The organism is Streptomyces sp. NPDC057694 (assembly GCF_042799415.1).
In the GTDB taxonomy this organism is placed as follows: Bacteria; Actinomycetota; Actinomycetes; order Streptomycetales; family Streptomycetaceae; genus Streptomyces.
In genome coordinates this window covers 83581-103101 of the sequence record NZ_JBHVIX010000006.1, presented here as the reverse complement: position 1 = coordinate 103101, position 19521 = coordinate 83581, and the positions used below count along the sequence as shown (strand labels likewise).

The following is a 19521-nucleotide window of genomic DNA, read 5'->3' as shown; positions in this document are numbered from 1 at the left end:
GCTGTCGTACGGGGATCAGGTCGCGGTCGCGACCAGGTCCTCGATCGAGTCGTGCCGGATGCGGTCGCCGGGTACGCCGACGGAGCGCAGCGCGTCGACACCGCTGCGGATCATGCCGGGCGGGCCCGAGAGATAGGCGTCGTACTCGTTCCAGGGGCCGTACTCGCGGACCGCGTCCGGCAGCTGGAGACGAGCCTGCCGGTCGATGATCGGGCGGACCGAGAGCCAGTGATGGCTCTGCTGAAGGCGCAGCATGGTGTCGATGTCGTACAGGTCGTGGTCGGTACGGGCGCCGTAGAACACCTCGACCGGGCGCCGTCGGCCGTGCTCGGCGACATCCTCCACCAGCGCCTTGATCGGGGCGATGCCGGTACCGCCGCCCAGACAGAGCATGCCGCTGTCGGTGTTGTGGTCGACCGTCATCGAGCCGGCGGGCGGACCGAGCCGCAGGACGTCACCGGGACGGGCGTGGTGCACCAGCGCGTTGGAGACCCAGCCGGCCGGGACCGCCTTCACGTGGAACGAGAGCAGTCCGTCGGAGCGGGGCGCCGACGCGAACGAGTAGTGCCGCCAGATCCGCGGCCACCACGGTGTCTCCAGCGTCGTGTACTGCCCGGCCAGGAACGGGTAGGGCTGGTCCGGCCGGACGGTGACGACAGCGATGTCGGGGGTGCGCAGATCGTGCGAGACGACCTCGGCGAGCCACCAGGCGGGGGCCTTCAGCTCGTCCTCGGCCGCCGCGTCGATCATCACCTGGGAGATCGTCGTGTACGTACGGACCCAGGCGGCCTCCGCCTCGGCGCTCCAGGTGGTCGTCGCGTACTGGGTGAGCGCCGCGATGAGGCATTCGCCGACGGCCGGGTAGTGCGCGGCGTGCGTGCCGTACTTGCGGTGGCCGCGGCCCAGGTTCTTCAGGTACGGGACCAGGACGAGTTTGTTGTCGACGTGCTCGGCGGCGGTCAGCAGCGCCCGCAGGAGCCGGTCGCGCTGGGTGTCCATCGCGGCGGGGAAGAGCTGGCGCAGTTCCGGGTGGCGCACGAAGAGCAGGGCGTAGAAGTACGAGGTGACCTGGTCGGCGACGGGGCCGACCTCCTCCATCGTGCGGCGCACGAGGATCGCGTCGGGCGAGGCGTTGTCGCGCAGCGAGCGCGGGGGGCGGGGTTCCGCGGCGGGGCCGGAAGGAGCTGCGTGACCGGAAGGGTCTGCGTGACCGGAGGGGGCAGCGGGTGCCGCGGGGGCCGTGCGCGGCGGCTCACGGTGGCTGCGGGGCTCGGGTATTCGGCCCTCCTCCGCGCGTTGCCCGGAGGGGTCGGGCTCGGGCCTGCCCACGGGACGTACGGGGGCGACCCGGCGACCTTCGGCGGCCTGTCGCTGGGGACCGCTGGTCTCCGGATCAGGGGTTTTGCGCGGGGTGAACCAGCCGCCCCCGCCGTCCGAACCGGAATCGGCCGACGTAGTGGTCGGAGCGTCCATGCTGTGCCTCGCCTCGAACATCATTCGGTCGGTCTACGTGCTTCCCCGCTCGTCGGCGCTCTCCCGAGCGCTTCGTGAGCTGAAGCCTTGCGGTTTCCCCCGTGTGGTTCGACTAGTCAATGCGGCCCACATTGAACACTGCATTTCGACCTGCTACGGACAAGTAAGGCAAGAGTGTGACATTGCCCGCAGTCCCCTCTTCGCAGCGTGCCATCCGACTTCATTGCACGGAGTGCAAAGAGGAAAGCGCAGGTCTTCGATCTCTCCGCGCGGTTAGGCTGCGTCGGCCTGCGTGTGCCGCGGCCTACCGCTCCCGCCTTGGCCCATCCGGTCCGGACAGGAACCGGGGACGACCCTACCGGCAGCCGCCGCTGCCACAAGCACCTCCCGGCCTCACTACCGATTTGCCGGATCTCGCGGTCAATGCAATTCACTCAATTCCAGGTCGCGCCGCACCAATTCGCACGTCTTCCGCAGATCGCAGCCCGGCAAGAGATGCGCGGCACGCTCCACAAGGCGGAGTCAGTACTCCATCTTCTCGGCGGCAGGGCGTCGATGCCCGTTTCACGTGAAACTTCGGCCTGTTCCCGACGACCGGGACAGGGCCGGGGCCACTCGACGTGGCCGAAAGCACCACGTCACTGCGGGCAAAGTGGTGGACGGCACGGGGGCAAGTCCGACAGCCTGACCTGCGTGTCGACACCTTCCCTCTCCGATTTGCCCATTCGCCGTCTCACCCGCGGCGACGTCCTCGCCTGCGCCGATCTCTCGGAGGACCGCGGCTGGCCCCGCGAAGAACACAAATGGGGCCTGCTGCTGACCGCCGGCACCGGCTACGGCATCGACGACCCCGACGGCGGACTCGTCGCCGCCTGCGTGGTGACCTCGTACGGGCCCCATGAGCGGCCCGAACTCGGCGCGATCGGCATGGTCCTGGTCGCCGAACGCCATGCGCGGCAAGGGGTCGGCCGACGTCTGATGAGTTACGTCGCCGAGCAGGCGGGCACGACTCCGCTGACCCTGCACGCGACACCGAACGGACAGCCGCTCTACGAGGAGCTGGGGTTCAAGGTCACCGGCCGGGCCGAGATGGTCCGCGGCCGTTTCGCCCCCGGCGGCGCCGCTTCCGGCATCGCCACCCGCCCGGCCACCGCCGAGGACCTCGCGGCGATCCTGCGCCTGGACGCGGAGGTGTTCGGCCCCGACCGCACGCATGTCATCACCCGCCTTCCGGCCTTCTCGGACCGGCTGCGCGTGGCGGAGGAGGATGGCCGGCTCATCGGCTACGCGGCGCTCTGGCCCAACATGGACACCCATGTCGTCGGCCCGCTGATCGCCCGCGACACGGAGACCGCGAAGGCTCTCGTCGCCTCTCTCGCGGCGGGCACGGACCGGCCGCTGCGCACCGACATCGACGTACGCCACGAAGAACTGCTCGCGTGGCTGAAGGAGCGCGGCCTCGAAGGCGTCGCCTTCAACGCGGTGATGAACCACGGCGCGCCGGACCTGCCCGGCGACTGGACCCGCCGCTTCGCCCCGCTCACGGTCGCGGCGGGCTGAGGCGGCGCCCGCGGCCCCCGGCACGGACCGGACACGGATCAGCCCCCAGGCACCGCCGCTGTGCGACGGCCTGGGGGCTGATCCGGCTGTGGGGGGGGCTCAGGCGAGCGTGCCGACGGCCTCCGTGGCGAACCCGTGGTCCTGCTCGGGGGCGCCGCCGCCGACACCGACGGCACCGATGAGACGGCCGTCGCGGTGGACCGGCACGCCTCCGGCGATGAACAGCAGCGGCTGGTCGAGAGCGGTGGGCAGGGTGTGGAACGGCCCGTCCGGCTTGACCAGGTCGACGAGGTCGGCGGTGGGGGCGTTCAGCTGGAGCGCGGTGTAGGCCTTGCGGGTGCTGGTCTCGCCGGAGATGAGGACGGCGCGGTCGTCACGGCGGAAGGCCAGGAGATGGCCACCCGCGTCGAGGACGGTGACGCTGACGGTGACTCCGGCCGCCTCGGCGGCGCGGCGGGCGGCGGAGACGAGCGTCTCCGCGTCGTCGATGGTCAGCGGGGCGACTGCGGTGGGGGTGCTCATGAGGTGATGCTCCTTGCGAGGTGGTGCTGATTGCTTCGTGGGACGGGGAGGGTGGTCGTGGGCCGGCCCGGGGGTCAGATGTGGACCGGCTCGGCGTGCCGCTGTTCGGCGGCCGCGGCGGCGGGGCCCGGGGCGGGCGTGCGGCGCTCCAGGAAGGCCGACAGGATCGCGAGCACGAGGGCGCTCGCCGCGAGGACGGCACCGACCCAGTCGGGGGCGGTGTAGCCGAGCCCGGCGGTGATCACCAGGCCGCCGAGCCAGGCGGCGAGGGCGTTGCCGGCGTTGAAGGCGCCGATGTTGACGGCCGAGGCGAGCGTCGGGGCGCCGGATGCCTGGTCCAGGACCCGCTTCTGCAGCGGCGGCACCGTCGCGAAGCCGAGCGCGCCGATCAGGGCGATGGTGATCGCGGCCAGGATCTTGTGGTGCGCGGTCATCGTGAACAGGCCGAGGACGAGGGCGAGGGCGCCCAGCGAGACGTAGAGCATCGGCATCAGGGCGCGGTCGGCGAACCTGCCGCCGATCAGGTTGCCGCCGACCATGCCGAGCCCGAAGAGGACGAGCAGCCAGGTGACGGAGCCCTCCGCGAATCCGGCGACGTGGGTCATCATCGGCGTGATGTAGGTGATGGCCGCGAAGACACCGCCGAAGCCGAGCACGGTCATCGCCATGGCGAGCAGGACCTGCACGTTCTTGAAGGCGGCCACCTCGTGGCGCAGTCGCACACCTTCCGGCTTGGGCAGGTCCGGTACGAGCTTGGCGATACCGGCGAGCCCGATCAGGCCGAGCGCGGCGACGATCGCGAACGTGACGCGCCAGCCGACGGACTGGCCGATGAGGGTGCCGAGCGGGACGCCGACGACGTTGGCCACGGTCAGGCCCGTGAACATCATGGCGATCGCTCCGGCCTTCTTGGCCGGGGCCACCAGTTCCGCGGCGACGACCGAGCCGATGCCGAAGAACGCGCCGTGGGCGAGCGAGGCGACCACGCGGCCGATCAGCATGACGGCGAAGACGGGCGCCACGGCGGAGAGCAGATTGCCGACGATGAAGAAGCCCATCAGCACCATCAGCATCCGCTTGCGCGGGATACGGGTGCCCAGGACGGTCATCAGCGGGGCGCCGAACATCACGCCGAGGGCGTAGCCGGTCACCAGGAAGCCTGCCGTGGGGATGGAGACGCCGAAGTCACCCGCGACCTGTGGGAGGAGTCCCATGATCACGAATTCCGTGGTTCCGATCCCGAAGGCCCCGATCGCGAGAGCCAGAAGCGCGAGAGGCATGGGGGTTCACCTTCCCAGACTGTTGCAGGTGCGCTTAACGAGACCTCACAATAATTGCAGACGCTGGTTAATTGCAAGCGCGGGCAATCTCGGTCCATCGACTACCCTGGTACGCATCCACTCCGGGACGGAGGATCCACGAGCATGACCGCCACAGACCCCGCACTCACCGCCCTCTCCCAGGGCTGGTGCGCCCTCTCCCTGCTCCACGGAAGGATCGAGGCGCACATCGAGCGCGCCCTTCAGGCCGGACACGGCCTGAGCGTGCGCGAGTACTCACTGCTCGACGTCCTCAGCCGCCAGCACGACGGCGAGGGCGGGCACCTCCAGATGAAGCAGGTCGCCGACGCCGTCGTGCTCAGCCAGAGCGCGACGACGCGTCTGGTCACGCGCCTGGAGGACCGCGGTCTGCTCCAGCGCTACCTGTGCCCCACCGACCGGCGCGGGATCTACACCAATGTCTCCGAGGCCGGCCTGAAGCTCCTGGACGAGGCCCGTCCGACCAACCAGACCGCCCTGCGCGAAGCCCTCGACGCCGCGGCCGAGAACCCCGAACTCGCCCCGCTGGTCAGGGCCGTCGAGGAGCTGCGCGTCCCCGCTTAGCCATCGGGTGGTCCTCGCCTGGTCATAGGGTGCGGGCATGGGAGATCTTGAGATAAGAGCGGCCGCGGCCGAGGACGTACCGGCGATCGTGGCGATGCTGGCGGACGACGCGCTGGGCGCGCAGCGCGAGTCGCCGGACGACCTCGCGCCGTACCTGGCCGCGTTCGCCCGGCTGGCCGCCGATCCGAACCAGCACCCGGTCGTCGCCGTCCGCGAAGGCAGGGTCGTCGGCACCCTTCAGCTCACCGTCCTCCCCGGGCTCTCCCGCAAGGGCGCCACCCGCTCGATCATCGAGGCGGTACGCATTCACGCCGATGAGCGGGGCAGCGGGCTCGGTACTCAGCTCGTCACCTGGGCCGTCGACGAATCCCGGCGCCTGGGCTGCGAGTTGGTGCAGCTGACCTCCGATGTCACCCGCACAGATGCCCACCGCTTCTACGAGCGGCTCGGCTTCACGGCGTCCCACGTGGGGTTCAAGCTGCAGCTGTGACGCTGCCTGTCGTGGTGGGGCGGGGCTGTTTCACGTGAAACAGCCCCGCGAGCGGTCTCAGCCCGGGAGACCCCGCCATCCTTCCGGGTCCACACCGCCGGGCACCGGCGCGTCCGCGTCGTACGGCTCCCGTGTGAAGACGAACGACCCCAGATCCAGGTGGCTCACCGATCCGTCGGGCCGCCGCACTGCTCGCAACGACTCCCCCGCGTAGTAGCCGTCGAGGCCGGTCCAGGTGCCGTCCCCGTTCGCCCGGAACCGGGAGCGGCGTCCCCCGCCGGACACCGGCCCGAGAACGACAGCACCGTCCGCCGCCAGGCGCAGCGCCACGATCTGTGTGCCCCAGTACCAGGGGCCCGCCAGCTCCAGCACCGACGGATCGACCTCCGGCAGCGGGCGCCACGGCTCGGGGATGCGCGGCTCGGCGTCGGCGACGATGCCCAGCAGTTCGGCGGAAACGGTCCCCGAGGCCACCCCGGACGTGCAGTTGGCCAGGACGACGGCTGCGAGCCCTTCCTCCTCGCTCAGCCACAGGCCCGCCACGAACCCGGGCAGCGAGCCGGTGTGCCCGGCCAGAATCCGCCCGTCCCTGCGCACGACCTGCATGCCGAGGCCGTACGACGTCTCCCAGTCACCGGGCAGGGTCGGCGCGGCCGGTGTGCGCATCTCCCGTACGGATTCCGCGCTCAGCACACGGTCGTCGCCCGTGGTGAGGAAGGCCGCGAAGACCGCCAGGTCCCGGGCCGTGGACCACAGTTGACCGGCCGGCGCCATGAGGCCGAGATCCTCGCTCGGCTCCGGCAGCAGCACATCGGCGTACGGGTGCACGGCCCAGCCGCCGGCGTGCGGCATCTGCGGATGGACGCCGGTGCGGGTCAGCCCGAGCGGTTCAAGGACCTCGCTGTGCAGGGCCTCCTCCCAGGTGACCCCGCGCACCGCCTCGACCAGGGCGCCCAGCAGCGTGTAGCCGGGATTGGAGTAGTGGTGGCGCCGTCCGACGGGATGCCGGAAGGGCTGCTCGCCGAGGACGTCGGCGAGGGTCGGACGCAGCGTGGCGGACGACCGCTCCCACCACTCACCCGGCGTCTCGGCCGCCAATCCTCCGGTGTGCGCCAGGAGTTCGACGATGGTGACGTCCCCGGCGCCGGTCCCGGGAAGGTGCTTCTCCAGCGGGTCGCCCAGATCGAGCAGCCCCTCGTCACGCAGCCGCAGCACCAGCACGGCCGTGAACGTCTTGGTGATCGATCCGATCCGGTACTGCACATGCTCATCGGGCCCGTGCCCGTCCACCGAGGTACGCGATCCGCTCCACACGAGCGCACCGTCCCGGGCCACCGCGGCGACGAGAGAGGGCGCACGTCCCTCGCTCTGCGTGACGGCGATGCGGTGCAGGAGACTACGGCGGGTACTGGGCAACAGCTCTTCCGAGGGGGTCGTCATACGCACAGTCCACCCCGGGGGCCCACCCGCGTCGAGCCGTTTTCACCAGCGGCTGATCACGAGAGCCGACGGCTGATCAGGAGAGACCGTCGGCGCCGACCGCGTTCGGGCTCTCGGGCAGGAGCAATTGCCGGGCGACAAGCTCGGAGCGGATCAGTTCGAGCAGGCGACCCGTCCAGTTCCGTCCCCGGTTGTCGGGGGCGTCTGTCCAGAAGGGCGCGTCCGAGAAGCCCGTGTAGCTGATCCTGGCGTCCCCCGTGGAGACCAGGACCTGCGCGAGTTCGGGATACTGGGCGAATTTCGCTCGGAGGAGCCCCGCCATGACGGCGAGCCGGACGTCGGGCCAGTCCTTCCTGCGCGCTGCCCCGCCGCCCAGATCATGGGCTTCCCGGCCAGAGGCGGCGTCCCGGATGTCGGCTCTGTCGGAGGCTTCGGCTGCCGACAGCGCCCAGTACCCGTGGAGGACGGATGCGTAGGACTCGCCGGCGAACACGATCCGTGCCGGGAAGTCGTTGCGGAGCACGAACAGGCCCGGCTCCTCGGGCCAGCCCCGCGGATAGACGGTTTCGTGCGAGACGAGTGCCGGTCGGCCAGGTTCCGCAGGATCGTCGGCGAACTGAACGGCTCGACGCTCCTGCTCCCTCTGAACCCCCTGATCTCCTTCGTCGAAGTAGTCCAGGACGCTCTGGTGCATCTGCGCCGTCACGACCGGACCGTCGCCGTCGACGGCTTCGCCGATGTCCGTGAGCAGGATCCGCAGGGGGCGGTCCTGTCGGTCCATGTCGCCGAGAACATAGATCCGAAGATGGGGTGGAACCGCAAGATATGCCGCTCGCAGAAGCTCTCGGTGGGCTTCCGAGGGCTCCTGCTGAAAACGACGGATCGCGTCCCAGCAACGCTGTCCGGCAGTGGGTCGCTCAGCGAGCGCCTCGATGCGGTCGGCGACTTCCAGGAGAAACCCATCGGACGTAAGCGGCCCGCCGCTACGAGAGGACCACTTCGACCGCTCGTCGGGAGGCGGCGACAGTGCCGGATCGGTCACTGCCAGCCGGCCCTGTTCCAGCATCTTCCTGAGACCGGCCAGGTCCGTCCGGTCTCCGCAGGTGATCGCTCCGTCGGCGAAGACGATCAGATCGTCGACGTAGTACGGATCACCCGGTCGATACCGCCGCCAGATGTGGCACCAGGCCCCATCGATCCGCTCCCCGTCCACCATCCGATAGGTCGGCCCCCGCCACGTCATGGCCGCACGCTACCGCCTGAGGGACGGTCATGGGCCGACGGAGAAAGCCCCGCTCCCGACGCTACCGAGGCGCCAGCACGCAGAACTCGTGACCGTCGGGGTCGGCCAGCACCACCCAATCGACGTCCCCTTGGCCGATGTCGACAGGCGTCGCCCCGAGCGAGAGGAGCCGGTCGACCTCCGCCTGCTGGTCGCCGCCCGCCGGTGGCGCGAGGTCGAAGTGCAGGCGTTCCTTCCCCGTCTTCGGCATCAGGGGCGGGCCGCCCCACGTGACCTTCGGGCCGCCGTGCGGTGAGCGGATCGCGGTCTCCTGGTCCTGGTCCCAGACCAGGGGCCAGCCCAGCGCTCGGCTCCAGAAGTACCCGGCCTCCTGCGAACCGTCGCCCGACAGCGCCCCGATGAACCCGCAGTCGGCGAGGAAGCTGTTGCCCGGCTCGATGACACAGAACTCATTGCCCTCGGGGTCGGCCAGCACCACATGCCCCTCCTCCGGACGTTGACCGATGTCGATGTGCCGGGCGCCGAGTTCGAGCGCCTTCTCCACCACCTGCGTCTGGTCGTCCAGCGACGTGCTCGTGAGGTCGAAGTGCATGTGGTTCTGGCCGGTCTTCGGCTCCTGAACCGACGCGAAGCGCAGCCGGAACCCGGTCTCGTCGCCGGGCAGCAGCGTGACGCCGTCGGAGGATTCCTCGTACGTCTCCCAGCGGAGGAAGTCCGCCCAGAAGCGCGCGAGGCGGTGCGGGTCGTGCGCGTCGAAACAGAGAGCGTGCAGGCGCGAAGTCATCCGTGGTCTCCCAGCAGGGGCAGGCGGCTCGTGCTGGAGCCTGCCCATGACGCTGCTGCCCGGTCAACCTGATTAAGGCCCGGAGGTCAGCGCCGAATGTGCGGGAGCATCACGTCTGCGCCATGTCCACGAAGCGCGAGTAGTGGCCCTGGAAGGCGACCGTGATCGTGGCCGTCGGGCCGTTACGGTGCTTGCCGACGATGATGTCGGCCTCTCCCGCGCGTGGTGACTCCTTCTCGTAGGCGTCCTCGCGGTGCAGCAGGATGACCATGTCGGCATCCTGCTCGATGGAGCCGGACTCACGCAGGTCGGACACCATCGGCTTCTTGTCCGTGCGCTGCTCGGGACCACGGTTCAGCTGCGAGAGCGCGATCACCGGGACCTCCAGCTCCTTCGCAAGCAGCTTCAGGTTTCGGGACATGTCCGAGACCTCCTGCTGACGGCTCTCGGAACGCTTGGAGCCACCGGCCTGCATCAGCTGCAGATAGTCGATGATCACGAGCCGGATGTCGTTGCGCTGCTTGAGGCGGCGGCACTTGGCCCGGATCTCCATCATCGACAGGTTCGGGGAGTCGTCGATGTAGAGCGGCGCGGCCGACACCTCGGGCATCCGGCGCGCGAGCCGCGTCCAGTCCTCGTCGGTCATCGTGCCGGAACGCATGTGGTGCAGAGCCACGCGTGCCTCGGCCGACAGCAGACGCATCGCGATCTCGTTGCGCCCCATTTCGAGGGAGAAGATGACGCTGGGCAGGTTGTTCTTGATGGACGCCGCGCGCGCGAAGTCCAGCGCCAGCGTGGACTTACCCATGGCGGGGCGGGCGGCGATGACGATCATCTGGCCCGGGTGCAGACCGTTGGTGAGCGAGTCGAAGTCGGTGAAGCCGGTCGGCACACCGGTCATCTCGCCGCTGCGCGAGCCGATCGCCTCGATCTCGTCGAGCGCGCCCTCCATGATGTCGCCGAGCGGGAGGTAGTCCTCACTGGTGCGCTGCTCGGTGACGGCGTAGATCTCGGCCTGCGCCCTGTTGACGATCTCGTCGACGTCGTCGTCGGCCGCGTATCCCATCTGCGTGATCCGCGTACCCGCCTCGACGAGGCGGCGCAGGACGGCCCGCTCATGGACGATCTCCGCGTAGTACTCGGCGTTCGCCGCCGTCGGGACCGTCTGGACGAGGGTGTGCAGATACGATGCGCCGCCGACCTTGTTGATCTCGCCGCGCTTGGTCAGCTCGGCGGCGATGGTGATCGGGTCGGCCGGCTCGCCCTTGGCGTAGACGTCGAGGATCGCCTGGAAGATCATTTCGTGGGCGGGCTTGTAGAAGTCGGCGCCCTTGAGGACCTCGACGACGTCCGCGATCGCGTCCTTGGACAGGAGCATGCCACCGAGCACGGACTGCTCGGCGTCGAGATCCTGCGGCGGTACGCGCTCGAACGTGGCGGGCCCGTCGTCCCAGCCGCTGTCCTCCCGGCCCCGGTCGTGCTGGTCTCCCTGGCGCCCGCCGTTCCGGCGCGGCTTGGAAGGGGGCAGGCGATCGCTGGGACCGCTGTCGGCCCAGGGGTCGTCCAACGGCTCGGAGATACTCACCGGGCCACCTCCTCCCGTCCGCCGAGCGGACCTCGCCGTGCACTTCATTCCTACGGCACGACACTGACAAATCCAGGGGCCCGATTCCGGTTCTGACGCGTCGGATATGTGCAGGTTTCCGAGGCCGGCGGACACAGGGGGCGCCGCTCCACCGTAGGCGTGTCCGCACCGTCAGCCAATCTGGTTATCCACAGGCCCTGTGGAAGACGGCCCTCTCCCTGTGGAGAACCCGGGAAAACCTGTGCACGGCTCGGTGGACAGGCCTGTGAACAAGCCCTCAGCCGTTCCCACACACCACACTTGACCTGCTCATATCCCATCCACTGGCTGTGCAGGAGAAAAACTTTCCCAGTCGGCCCAAGATCTCTGCGAGTGGTGTTTCACACCATCCGCGAACCAGTCCGAAGTAAGGGTCACAATGCCATTGCATCTCTTACCTGTGGAAGATTAGATTGGTGCCCATGACACAGGCTCCCGTGACGCCCCATGCCGCCAGACGCCGGCACGACCGAGAGATCGTGGCTCTCGCCGTTCCGGCCTTCGGCGCACTCGTCGCGGAGCCGCTCTTCCTCATGGCCGACAGCGCCATCGTCGGCCACCTCGGCACCTCCCAGCTGGCAGGGCTCGCCGTCGCCTCGGCGCTGCTGACGACCGCGGTCAGCGTCTTCGTCTTCCTCGCCTACGCCACCACCGCCGCCGTGGCCCGCCGGGTCGGAGCGGGCGACACCCGGTCCGCGATCCAGCAGGGCATGGACGGCATCTGGCTCGCACTGCTCCTGGGCGCCGCCGTCGTCGCGGTCGTGCTGCCCACCGCACCGGGTCTCGTCAGCCTGTTCGGCGCCTCGGACACCGCCGCACCGTACGCGACCACCTATCTGCGCATCTCCACCCTCGGCATCCCCGCGATGCTCGTGGTCCTGGCCTCCACCGGTGTCCTGCGCGGCCTCCAGAACACCAGAACCCCGCTGTACGTGGCCGTCGCCGGCTTCGTCGCCAACGGCGTGCTCAACGTCGCGCTGGTCTACGGCGCCGGACTCGGCATCGCGGGCTCCGCCTGGGGAACCGTCATCGCCCAGTTCGGCATGGCCGCGATCTATCTGATCGTCGTCGTCCGCGGCGCCCGTCGGCACGGTGCCTCGCTACGGCCGGATCTGGCAGGCATACGCGCCTGCGCCCAGGCAGGCACCCCGCTCCTCGTCCGCACCCTCGCACTCCGCGCGGTCCTGATGATCGCCACGGCGGTCGCGGCCCGCCTCGGGGACGCGGACGTCGCCGCCCACCAGATCATCCTGTCCCTCTGGAGCCTGCTGGCCTTCGCCCTCGACGCCATCGCCATCGCGGGTCAGGCCATCATCGGCCGCTATCTCGGGGCCGACGACGCCGACGGGGCCCGCGACGTCTGCCGCCGCATGGTCCAGTGGGGCATTGCGGCAGGAGTCGTCCTGGGCATCCTGGTCGTCGTCGCGCGCCCGCTCTTCGTCCCGCTGTTCACGAGCGACCCGATCGTCCAGGACGCGGCGCTGCCCGCCCTCATCGTGGTCGCGCTCTCCCAGCCGATCTGCGGCATCGTCTTCGTACTCGACGGAGTCCTCATGGGCGCCGGCGACGGCCCGTATCTGGCCTGGGCCATGCTGATCACCCTGGCGGTCTTCACGCCGGTCGCGCTCCTGGTCCCGGCACTGGGCGGAGGTCTGACGGCGGTCTGGGGTGCGATGACGCTGATGATGGCGGTCCGGATGGCGACGCTCTGGGTCCGCTACCGCTCCGGACGCTGGGCCGTCACCGGCGCGACGCGCTGATCGCGACGCGCTGATCACAAGGCACTGACCGCGGCACGCCGTTTCACGTGAAACGGCGAATCAGCGAACGACGAACGACGAACGGGGACGCTTCAGCATCAGCCCGCCACCCGCCGCCCGCACCACGACAAGCATGTGGGGCCGCACCCCGAAGGGTGCGGCCCCACATGTCGCTTCAGCGCTGCTCAGGGCAGTGCTCAGGCAGCGACGACCTCGACGTTGACCTTGACGGACACCTCGGGGTGCAGACGCACGGTCGCCTCGTGGGCGCCCAGCGTCTTGATCGCGGAGCCGAGCTCGACACGGCGCTTGTCGACCTTCGGGCCACCCGCGGTCTCGATCGCCGAAGCGACGTCGGCCTGGGTGACGGAGCCGAAGAGACGACCGGCGTCGCCGGAGCGGACGGCCAGACGGACCTTGACGGCCTCGAGCTTGGCCTTGATCTCGTTGGCCTGCTCGATCGTCGCGATCTCGTGGATCTTGCGGGCGCGGCGGATCTGCGCCACGTCCTGCTCGCCACCCTTGGTCCAGCGGATCGCGAAACCACGCGGGACCAGGTAGTTGCGGGCGTACCCGTCCTTGACGTCGACGACGTCGCCGGCGGTGCCGAGGCCAGAGACCTCGTGGGTCAGGATGATCTTCATTATTCGGTCACCCTTCCCTTATCGCGCGGTGGACGTGTAGGGCAGCAGCGCCATCTCACGGCTGTTCTTGACGGCCGTGGCGACGTCACGCTGGTGCTGCGTGCAGTTGCCGGTCACGCGGCGGGCACGGATCTTGCCGCGGTCGGAAATGAACTTCCGCAGCATGTTCGTGTCCTTGTAGTCCACGTACGTGACCTTGTCCTTGCAGAAAGCGCAGACCTTCTTCTTAGGCTTGCGCACAGGCGGCTTCGCCATGGTGTTTCTCCTGTGTGATCAAGAAGTGTGGGTGCGAGCCCGGCCCCGAGGGGCGCGTCCCTAGAAGGGGGGCTCGTCCGAGTAGCCGCCGCCGGAGCCGCCGGAGCTTCCGCCCCAGCCGCCACCGCTGCCGCCCTGCTGGCCGCCGCCTGCGGGCGAACCGGTCGCCCAGGGGTCGTCGGCGGGAGCACCGCCGCCGCCACCCTGCTGCTGGCCGCCGCCGGAGCCGCCGGAGCTTCCGCCCCAGCCGCCACCGCCGCCGCCCTGCTGGCCGCCGCCACCGCCGCCGTAGCCGCCCTGGCCACCGCGACCGCCACCGCCACTGGTCTTGGTGACCTTGGCCGTGGCGCTGCGCAGGCTGGCGCCGACCTCGTCGACGTCCAGCTCGTAGACCGTGCGCTTGACGCCCTCACGGTCCTCGTAGGACCGCTGCTTCAGCCGGCCCTGCACGATGACGCGCATGCCTCGCTGGAGCGACTCCGCGACGTTCTCCGCCGCCTGACGCCAGACCGAGCAGGTCAGGAACAGGCTCTCGCCGTCCTTCCACTCATTGGTCTGCCGGTCGAAGGTGCGGGGAGTGGACGCGACACGGAACTTCGCGACCGCCGCACCGGAGGGGGTGAAGCGCAGCTCGGGGTCGTCGACAAGATTGCCGACGACCGTGATGACGGTCTCGCCTGCCATGGGGTACCTCTCGGCGGGTTTGCTGCGGACTGCTTGCTGCTACTCGAATCCCGAGTGGCTGAACCGGGAGGTTCAGTGGGTCTCGGGGCGGAGGACCTTGGTCCGGAGGACCGACTCGTTCAGGTTCATCTGGCGGTCGAGCTCCTTGACGATCGCGGGCTCAGCCTGCAGATCGATGACCGAGTAGATGCCCTCGGGCTTCTTCTTGATCTCGTACGAGAGACGACGACGGCCCCAGGTGTCGACCTTCTCGACCTTTCCGTTGCCCTCACGGACGACGGAGAGGAAGTTCTCGATCAGGGGGGCGACAGCGCGCTCCTCCAGATCGGGGTCGAGGATGACCATCACCTCGTAGTGACGCATGTGGAACCCACCTCCTTTGGACTCAGCGGCCACGGTCGTTCCGTGGCAGGAGGGTTGTTATGCGTGAGCAACGGTATCGGCCACCACTGACAATCGGTCCTCCGAAGGAGAACCGCGCAGTTCAGTGGGTATCCATCCCTTGTCGGGACACGGGCAGACACTGATGCAGACGGTACAGACTACCCGCACCCCGGCTTCCGGTTGAAATCCGACAGCGATCGACCGCAGTCTGTACACATCGGGTGTGTATGGCGCTACAACGCGCCACCTTCCGCAGGAGGTGCCTCATGGCACAAGCAATGCGACCCAACAGCACGAGCGCCGGCTCTCTCTTCGCCAGCGACGGCAAGCCCCATCCGCTCCCCGACACCCTGCTCTACGTGACCGCGGTGCTCGGCATCCTCGCCCTCATCACGTCGATCTGGAGCAACCTCCATCTCCTCAGCTCCTGGGCCGGGCTCGTAGGGATCTTCACCGGGGCCTACGGCCAGTACGTCTCGGAGACGACACGGGAGCGGTTCGGCCTGATCCTCGGCCTCGGAGCGTCGGCCGTCGGCTTCTTCATCGGCATGGCCCACGGGGGCCTGTTCGGCGGGATCATCGGCTGAGCCGGACCACCGGCGAGGACTTACCTCCGATACGGCCAGTCGGGGCGCTCACAGGGCACAGTAGGCTTCGGCGCGAGAGCCGGAGCCCCTGTATCCATGGGGACACACCAGCCCGAGGAGCGCCCCGAATGAGCCTGACCCTGAGGACCATCAGCCGAGAGCAGCATCTGGCGTACATCCAGAGCCTGCCGTCGGCGAGCCACATGCAGGTCCCGGCCTGGGCTGATGTGAAGGCTGAATGGCGCTCGGAGAGCCTGGGCTGGTTCGACGACAGGAACGGCGAGATGGTCGGCGCGGGCCTCGTCCTGTACCGCCAGCTGCCCAAGATCAAGCGCTATCTCGCGTACCTGCCCGAGGGCCCGGTCATCAACTGGTACGCACCGAACCTCGAAGAGTGGCTGCGCCCGATGCTGGCGCATCTGAAGCAGCAGGGCGCCTTCTCCGTGAAGATGGGCCCGCCGGTGATCATTCGCCGCTGGGAGGCCCCTTCCATCAAGAAGGGCATCCAGGACCCCGATGTGAAGCGCCTGCGCGACATCGAGGCGGACTTCATCGAGCCCCGCGCCTTCGAGGTGGCCGACAAGCTGCGCCGCATGGGCTGGCAGCAGGGCGAGGACGGCGGCGCCGGCTTCGGCGACGTGCAGCCGCGCTACGTGTACCAGGTGCCGCTCGCCAATCGCTCCCTCGAAGAGGTCCACAAGAACTTCAACCAGCTGTGGCGCCGCAACATCAAGAAGGCCGAGAAGGCCGGTGTCGAGGTCGTCCAGGGTGGCTACCAGGACCTCGCCGAGTGGCAGCGCCTGTACGAGATCACCGCTGAGCGCGACCACTTCCGGCCGCGCCCGCTCTCGTACTTCCAGCGCATGTGGACGGCCCTCAACTCCGAGGACCCCAACCGGATGCGGCTGTACTTCGCCCGGCACAACGGGGTGAACCTGTCGGCCGCGACGATGCTCGTCGTCGGCGGGCACGTCTGGTACTCCTACGGCGCCTCCGACAACATCGGCCGTGAGGTCCGGCCCTCGAACGCGATGCAGTGGCGGATGCTGCGCGACTCCTACGCGCTCGGTGCCACCGTCTACGACCTGCGCGGCATCTCCGACTCGCTCGACGAGACCGACCACCTCTTCGGCCTGATCCAGTTCAAGGTCGGCACGGGCGGACAGGCCGCCGAGTACCTCGGAGAGTGGGACTTCCCGCTCAACAAGCTGCTCCACAAGGCCCTCGACATCTACATGTCGCGGCGCTGACCGGAGTCGGAAAAGGCCGCTGACGGGCCCGGTACGGCACTTCGTGCTCCGTCCGCCCGGCGGACCCGGCACAATTCATGTAGCTCCAAAGTTTCTTCATACCTCTGCTACACCGCAGCCACGAGAAAGGTTCCGGGACCGGCCATGGCGCTCACGCTCTACGTCGACACCGCGCGCTGGCGGGCACACCACAAGCACGTGCTCGAGCAGTTTCCGGGGCTCGTCCCCGTCTGCAAGGGCAACGGCTACGGCTTCGGCCACGAACGGCTGGCGGAGGAGGCCACGCGCCTCGGCTCCGACATCCTCGCTGTGGGGACCACCTATGAAGCCGCCCGGATAAAGGACTGGTTCAGCGGTGACCTGTTGGTCCTGACCCCGTTCCGGCGCGGCGAAGAACCGGTTCCGCTGCCCGATCGCGTCATCCGCTCCGTCTCCTCCGTCGACGGCGTGCACGGCCTGGTCGGCGCCCGCGTCGTCATCGAGGTCATGTCCTCGATGAAGCGGCACGGTGTGACCGAGCAGGATCTGCCGCAGCTCGCCCACGCCATCCAGGACGTGCGCCTGGAAGGCTTCGCGATCCACCTGCCGCTGGACCGCACCGACGGCTCCGATGCCGTCGAGGAGGTCATCGGCTGGATGGACCGGCTGCGCGCGGCCCGCCTGCCGCTGCACACCATGTTCGTCAGCCACCTCAAGGCGGCCGAACTGGCGCGGCTGCAGCAGCAATTCCCGCAGACCCGCTTCCGCGCGCGCATCGGTACGCGCCTGTGGCTGGGCGACCACGACGCGACCGAGTACCGCGGCGCCGTCCTGGACGTCACGCGCGTCGCCAAGGGCGACCGGTTCGGCTACCGCCAGCAGAAGGCGGCCTCCGACGGCTGGCTGGTGGTCGTCGCGGGCGGCACGTCGCACGGTGTGGGCCTGGAGGCCCCCAAGGCCCTGCACGGCGTCATGCCGCGCGCCAAGGGCGTCGCCCGGGCCGGCCTCGCGACCGTGAACCGCAACCTCGCGCCGTACGTCTGGTCGGGCAAGCAGCGCTGGTTCGCCGAGCCGCCGCACATGCAGGTGTCGATCCTCTTCGTGCCGTCGGACGCGGCCGAGCCGACGGTCGGCGAGGAACTGGTGGCCCATCTGCGGCACACCACCACGCAGTTCGACCGGATCGTGGACCGCTGAGGCGGATCCGCGCACGACGGACGCTCCGTACGCGACAGACACACGGCGGGCCGGGCACTCACGAAGTGCCCGGCCCGCCGTGTGTTCCGTTCCGTCAGTGCGACCCGTCGGGGCTCTTGCCCCAGTCCACCGCCGCGGGCTGCTGCTCCCAGTCGTGGGCGGCGTGCCGCGGGGGATGGGCCGCGTAGCCGAGGACGAAGACGTCCTCCGCGCCGTCCAGAACACCGCCCGAGGGATCGTCGTCGCCGGACCGCCGCACCACGTCCCGCTCGGGCAGCCAGATGTCCCGCACAATGACGGCGCACAGGTACAGCGTGCCCACCAGGTGGGCGGCGATGGCCAGTTGGTAGCCGTCGGTCGGCAGTCCCTGGTGCTTGTCGCCGCTGGTCGTGTAGGCGAGGTACAGCCAGATCCCGAGGAAGTACGCGACCTCGCAGGCCTGCCAGATAAGGAAGTCGCGCCACTTGGGCCGCGCCAGGGCGGCGAGCGGGATCAGCCACAGTACGTACTGCGGCGAGTAGACCTTGTTGGTGAGGATGAAGGCGGCGACCACCAAGAAGGCGAGCTGCGCGAAACGGGGCCGCCGCGGGGCGGTGAGCGTCAGGACCGCGACACCGAGGCAGGACAGCACCATCAGGGCCGTGGCCAGGGTGTTGACCACGTCCGTGCTGAGCGGTGTGTCCATGTGCTGGGAGAGGATCAGCCAGAACGAACCGAAGTCGACACCGCGTTCCTGGCTGAACGTGTAGAACTTCGACCAGCCCTCGGGCGCGAGGATCATCACCGGCAGGTTCACGACCAGCCACGAGACGACCGCGCCGAGCGTCGCGACGCCGAACTCCCGCCACTTGCCCGCCCGCCAGCACAGCACGAGCAGCGGTCCCAGGAGCAGGAAGGGATAGAGCTTGGCGGCGGTCGCGAGTCCCAGCAGCACGCCGAAGGCGAGCGCACGGCCGCGCGACCACATGAGCATCGCGGCGGCTGTGAGGGCCACTGCGAAGAGATCCCAGTTGATGGTGGCCGTCAGCGCGAACGCGGGCGCCAGAGCGACCAGGAGGCCGTCCCAGGGGCGCCTGCGGTGGGTCCTGGCGACGCACACGGCGATGACCGCCGCGCAGATCATCAGCATCCCGGCGTTGACCATCCAGTACACCTGCTCCTGGTGCTGGATGGTGCCGCCGCCGGGCGTCAGCCACGCGGCGACCTCCATGAACACACCGGTGAGGACCGGGTATTCGAGGTAGTCCATGTCGCCGGGCAGCTTGTCGAAGTACGGCACGAGGCCGTCGGCGAAGCCGCGCCCCTGGAAGAGGTGCGGGATGTCCGAGTAGCACGCGTGCGTGTACTGGGAGCTCGCGCCGTAGAACCAGGCACCGTCGTAGCAGGGGAACTTCTGCACCATGCCGAGCGCGAACATGCCGAGCATGACGAGCACGACGACGCGTACGGGGGTCCACCAGGAGCCGCCGAGCAGCGCTCGCCGCCCGATGGGCCCGCCGATGAACTCGCTGCCGGCCGTGGCGACCTCGTCCTCTCTGGTCGGCCGTACGGGCTCCGGCTGCTGCGGGTTCACACGCGTCGTCTCTGCACTGGGCATGCCGCACATCCTGCCGTACGCGACTGAGAACGGGGCGAGGGGCGCCGCACCCCCCCCGTGCGACGGCCCCCCCCCCCCCCGGAACACACCACCTTTCCCCTCGAACACACCCCCTCCCCACCACTCGTGTTCGCCTGTTTCTCCCCCCAAACCCCCCCCCTTCTC

The 19521-nt window shown here is 69.3% G+C and carries 19 protein-coding genes; 7 read left to right on the top strand and 12 right to left on the bottom strand.

What is annotated here, in order from left to right:
- Nucleotides 1-15: 15 nt before the first annotated feature.
- Complete coding sequence (locus tag ACFVDP_RS16680) at nucleotides 16-1473, bottom strand: globin domain-containing protein (protein ID WP_383489815.1); 1458 nt, start codon at nucleotides 1471-1473, stop codon at nucleotides 16-18.
- Between the two features lie 693 nt (nucleotides 1474-2166).
- Between ACFVDP_RS16680 and ACFVDP_RS16675 the strand changes: the two genes are divergently transcribed.
- Nucleotides 2167-3033 (top strand): GNAT family N-acetyltransferase, encoded by an 867-nt coding sequence (locus ACFVDP_RS16675; protein WP_383489813.1) that lies wholly within the window; start codon nucleotides 2167-2169, stop codon nucleotides 3031-3033.
- Nucleotides 3034-3132: 99 nt separating this feature from the next.
- On the opposite strand, the gene ACFVDP_RS16670 is transcribed toward ACFVDP_RS16675, so the two are convergent.
- Both ACFVDP_RS16670 and ACFVDP_RS16665 read right to left on the bottom strand, forming a co-directional pair.
- Nucleotides 3133-3555: a heme-binding protein gene (locus ACFVDP_RS16670; protein ID WP_351449402.1), complete on the bottom strand. Its 423-nt coding sequence runs from the start codon at nucleotides 3553-3555 to the stop codon at nucleotides 3133-3135.
- A gap of 74 nt (nucleotides 3556-3629) precedes the next feature.
- Nucleotides 3630-4835: an MFS transporter gene (locus ACFVDP_RS16665; RefSeq protein ID WP_383489809.1), complete on the bottom strand. Its 1206-nt coding sequence runs from the start codon at nucleotides 4833-4835 to the stop codon at nucleotides 3630-3632.
- A 144-nt stretch (nucleotides 4836-4979) separates the two neighbouring features.
- Between ACFVDP_RS16665 and ACFVDP_RS16660 the strand changes: the two genes are divergently transcribed.
- On the top strand, nucleotides 4980-5438 hold the full coding sequence (locus tag ACFVDP_RS16660; RefSeq protein WP_383489806.1) for a MarR family winged helix-turn-helix transcriptional regulator: 459 nt from the start codon (nucleotides 4980-4982) through the stop codon (nucleotides 5436-5438).
- A gap of 37 nt (nucleotides 5439-5475) precedes the next feature.
- A complete protein-coding gene (locus tag ACFVDP_RS16655; protein WP_383489803.1) occupies nucleotides 5476-5928 on the top strand; it encodes a GNAT family N-acetyltransferase in 453 nt (150 codons plus the stop codon).
- A 57-nt stretch (nucleotides 5929-5985) separates the two neighbouring features.
- Here the strand turns inward: ACFVDP_RS16655 and ACFVDP_RS16650 are convergent, their stop codons facing one another.
- The 4 genes from ACFVDP_RS16650 to dnaB form a co-directional block, all read right to left on the bottom strand.
- Entirely contained in the window at nucleotides 5986-7368 is a 1383-nt protein-coding gene (locus ACFVDP_RS16650) for a serine hydrolase domain-containing protein (RefSeq protein WP_383489800.1), read from the bottom strand.
- A 76-nt stretch (nucleotides 7369-7444) separates the two neighbouring features.
- Complete coding sequence (locus ACFVDP_RS16645) at nucleotides 7445-8611, bottom strand: NADAR family protein (RefSeq protein WP_383489797.1); 1167 nt, start codon at nucleotides 8609-8611, stop codon at nucleotides 7445-7447.
- Between the two features lie 61 nt (nucleotides 8612-8672).
- Nucleotides 8673-9395 carry a VOC family protein gene (locus ACFVDP_RS16640; protein ID WP_383489795.1) on the bottom strand — a complete coding sequence of 241 codons (723 nt, stop codon included), beginning with the start codon at nucleotides 9393-9395 and terminating at the stop codon, nucleotides 8673-8675.
- 109 nt (nucleotides 9396-9504) lie between these two features.
- Nucleotides 9505-10980 carry a replicative DNA helicase gene (gene dnaB, locus ACFVDP_RS16635; RefSeq protein ID WP_383489792.1) on the bottom strand — a complete coding sequence of 492 codons (1476 nt, stop codon included), beginning with the start codon at nucleotides 10978-10980 and terminating at the stop codon, nucleotides 9505-9507.
- A gap of 461 nt (nucleotides 10981-11441) precedes the next feature.
- Here dnaB and ACFVDP_RS16630 point away from each other — a divergent pair, with 461 nt between their 5' ends.
- The gene (locus ACFVDP_RS16630; protein ID WP_383489789.1) at nucleotides 11442-12779 is read left to right on the top strand and encodes an MATE family efflux transporter; all 1338 of its coding nucleotides are present in this window, start codon (nucleotides 11442-11444) and stop codon (nucleotides 12777-12779) included.
- A 197-nt stretch (nucleotides 12780-12976) separates the two neighbouring features.
- On the opposite strand, the gene rplI is transcribed toward ACFVDP_RS16630, so the two are convergent.
- From rplI to rpsF, 4 genes are all read right to left on the bottom strand, one after another.
- Nucleotides 12977-13423 (bottom strand): 50S ribosomal protein L9, encoded by a 447-nt coding sequence (gene rplI, locus ACFVDP_RS16625; protein WP_383489786.1) that lies wholly within the window; start codon nucleotides 13421-13423, stop codon nucleotides 12977-12979.
- 18 nt (nucleotides 13424-13441) lie between these two features.
- Nucleotides 13442-13678, bottom strand: coding sequence for a 30S ribosomal protein S18 (rpsR, locus tag ACFVDP_RS16620; protein ID WP_003949403.1), 237 nt, complete (start codon nucleotides 13676-13678; stop codon nucleotides 13442-13444).
- Between the two features lie 60 nt (nucleotides 13679-13738).
- On the bottom strand, nucleotides 13739-14362 hold the full coding sequence (locus ACFVDP_RS16615) for a single-stranded DNA-binding protein (RefSeq protein ID WP_383489784.1): 624 nt from the start codon (nucleotides 14360-14362) through the stop codon (nucleotides 13739-13741).
- A 72-nt stretch (nucleotides 14363-14434) separates the two neighbouring features.
- A complete protein-coding gene (gene rpsF, locus ACFVDP_RS16610; protein ID WP_010353482.1) occupies nucleotides 14435-14725 on the bottom strand; it encodes a 30S ribosomal protein S6 in 291 nt (96 codons plus the stop codon).
- A gap of 287 nt (nucleotides 14726-15012) precedes the next feature.
- On the opposite strand from rpsF, the gene ACFVDP_RS16605 reads away from it, so the two are divergent.
- The 3 genes from ACFVDP_RS16605 to ACFVDP_RS16595 all read left to right on the top strand — a co-directional run bounded on the left by ACFVDP_RS16605 (nucleotide 15013) and on the right by ACFVDP_RS16595 (nucleotide 17759).
- The gene (locus ACFVDP_RS16605) at nucleotides 15013-15333 is read left to right on the top strand and encodes a hypothetical protein (protein WP_383489781.1); all 321 of its coding nucleotides are present in this window, start codon (nucleotides 15013-15015) and stop codon (nucleotides 15331-15333) included.
- Between the two features lie 128 nt (nucleotides 15334-15461).
- Nucleotides 15462-16583 (top strand): peptidoglycan bridge formation glycyltransferase FemX, encoded by a 1122-nt coding sequence (femX, locus tag ACFVDP_RS16600; protein ID WP_383489778.1) that lies wholly within the window; start codon nucleotides 15462-15464, stop codon nucleotides 16581-16583.
- Nucleotides 16584-16727: 144 nt separating this feature from the next.
- Nucleotides 16728-17759, top strand: a complete 1032-nt coding sequence (locus tag ACFVDP_RS16595) for an alanine racemase (protein WP_383489775.1) — start codon at nucleotides 16728-16730, stop codon at nucleotides 17757-17759.
- A gap of 94 nt (nucleotides 17760-17853) precedes the next feature.
- On the opposite strand, the gene ACFVDP_RS16590 is transcribed toward ACFVDP_RS16595, so the two are convergent.
- Nucleotides 17854-19356: a glycosyltransferase family 87 protein gene (locus ACFVDP_RS16590; RefSeq protein WP_383489772.1), complete on the bottom strand. Its 1503-nt coding sequence runs from the start codon at nucleotides 19354-19356 to the stop codon at nucleotides 17854-17856.
- Between the last annotated feature and the right edge of the window lie 165 nt (nucleotides 19357-19521).

Excerpts from the sequence above, each read along its gene's own strand:
- ACFVDP_RS16630 (WP_383489789.1), top strand. The coding sequence starts at position 11,442 with ATGACACAGGCTCCCGTGACGCCCCATGCCGCCAGACGCCGGCACGAC.
- ACFVDP_RS16605 (WP_383489781.1), top strand. The coding sequence starts at position 15,013 with ATGGCACAAGCAATGCGACCCAACAGCACGAGCGCCGGCTCTCTCTTC.
- ACFVDP_RS16680 (WP_383489815.1), bottom strand. The coding sequence starts at position 1,473 with ATGGACGCTCCGACCACTACGTCGGCCGATTCCGGTTCGGACGGCGGG.
- ACFVDP_RS16615 (WP_383489784.1), bottom strand. The coding sequence starts at position 14,362 with ATGGCAGGCGAGACCGTCATCACGGTCGTCGGCAATCTTGTCGACGAC.
- rplI (WP_383489786.1), bottom strand. The coding sequence starts at position 13,423 with ATGAAGATCATCCTGACCCACGAGGTCTCTGGCCTCGGCACCGCCGGC.
- ACFVDP_RS16660 (WP_383489806.1), top strand. The coding sequence starts at position 4,980 with ATGACCGCCACAGACCCCGCACTCACCGCCCTCTCCCAGGGCTGGTGC.
- rpsF (WP_010353482.1), bottom strand. The coding sequence starts at position 14,725 with ATGCGTCACTACGAGGTGATGGTCATCCTCGACCCCGATCTGGAGGAG.
- femX (WP_383489778.1), top strand. The coding sequence starts at position 15,462 with ATGAGCCTGACCCTGAGGACCATCAGCCGAGAGCAGCATCTGGCGTAC.
- ACFVDP_RS16640 (WP_383489795.1), bottom strand. The coding sequence starts at position 9,395 with ATGACTTCGCGCCTGCACGCTCTCTGTTTCGACGCGCACGACCCGCAC.
- ACFVDP_RS16655 (WP_383489803.1), top strand. The coding sequence starts at position 5,476 with ATGGGAGATCTTGAGATAAGAGCGGCCGCGGCCGAGGACGTACCGGCG.
- ACFVDP_RS16650 (WP_383489800.1), bottom strand. The coding sequence starts at position 7,368 with ATGACGACCCCCTCGGAAGAGCTGTTGCCCAGTACCCGCCGTAGTCTC.
- ACFVDP_RS16595 (WP_383489775.1), top strand. The coding sequence starts at position 16,728 with ATGGCGCTCACGCTCTACGTCGACACCGCGCGCTGGCGGGCACACCAC.
- ACFVDP_RS16645 (WP_383489797.1), bottom strand. The coding sequence starts at position 8,611 with ATGACGTGGCGGGGGCCGACCTATCGGATGGTGGACGGGGAGCGGATC.
- ACFVDP_RS16590 (WP_383489772.1), bottom strand. The coding sequence starts at position 19,356 with ATGCCCAGTGCAGAGACGACGCGTGTGAACCCGCAGCAGCCGGAGCCC.
- rpsR (WP_003949403.1), bottom strand. The coding sequence starts at position 13,678 with ATGGCGAAGCCGCCTGTGCGCAAGCCTAAGAAGAAGGTCTGCGCTTTC.
- ACFVDP_RS16665 (WP_383489809.1), bottom strand. The coding sequence starts at position 4,835 with ATGCCTCTCGCGCTTCTGGCTCTCGCGATCGGGGCCTTCGGGATCGGA.
- ACFVDP_RS16670 (WP_351449402.1), bottom strand. The coding sequence starts at position 3,555 with ATGAGCACCCCCACCGCAGTCGCCCCGCTGACCATCGACGACGCGGAG.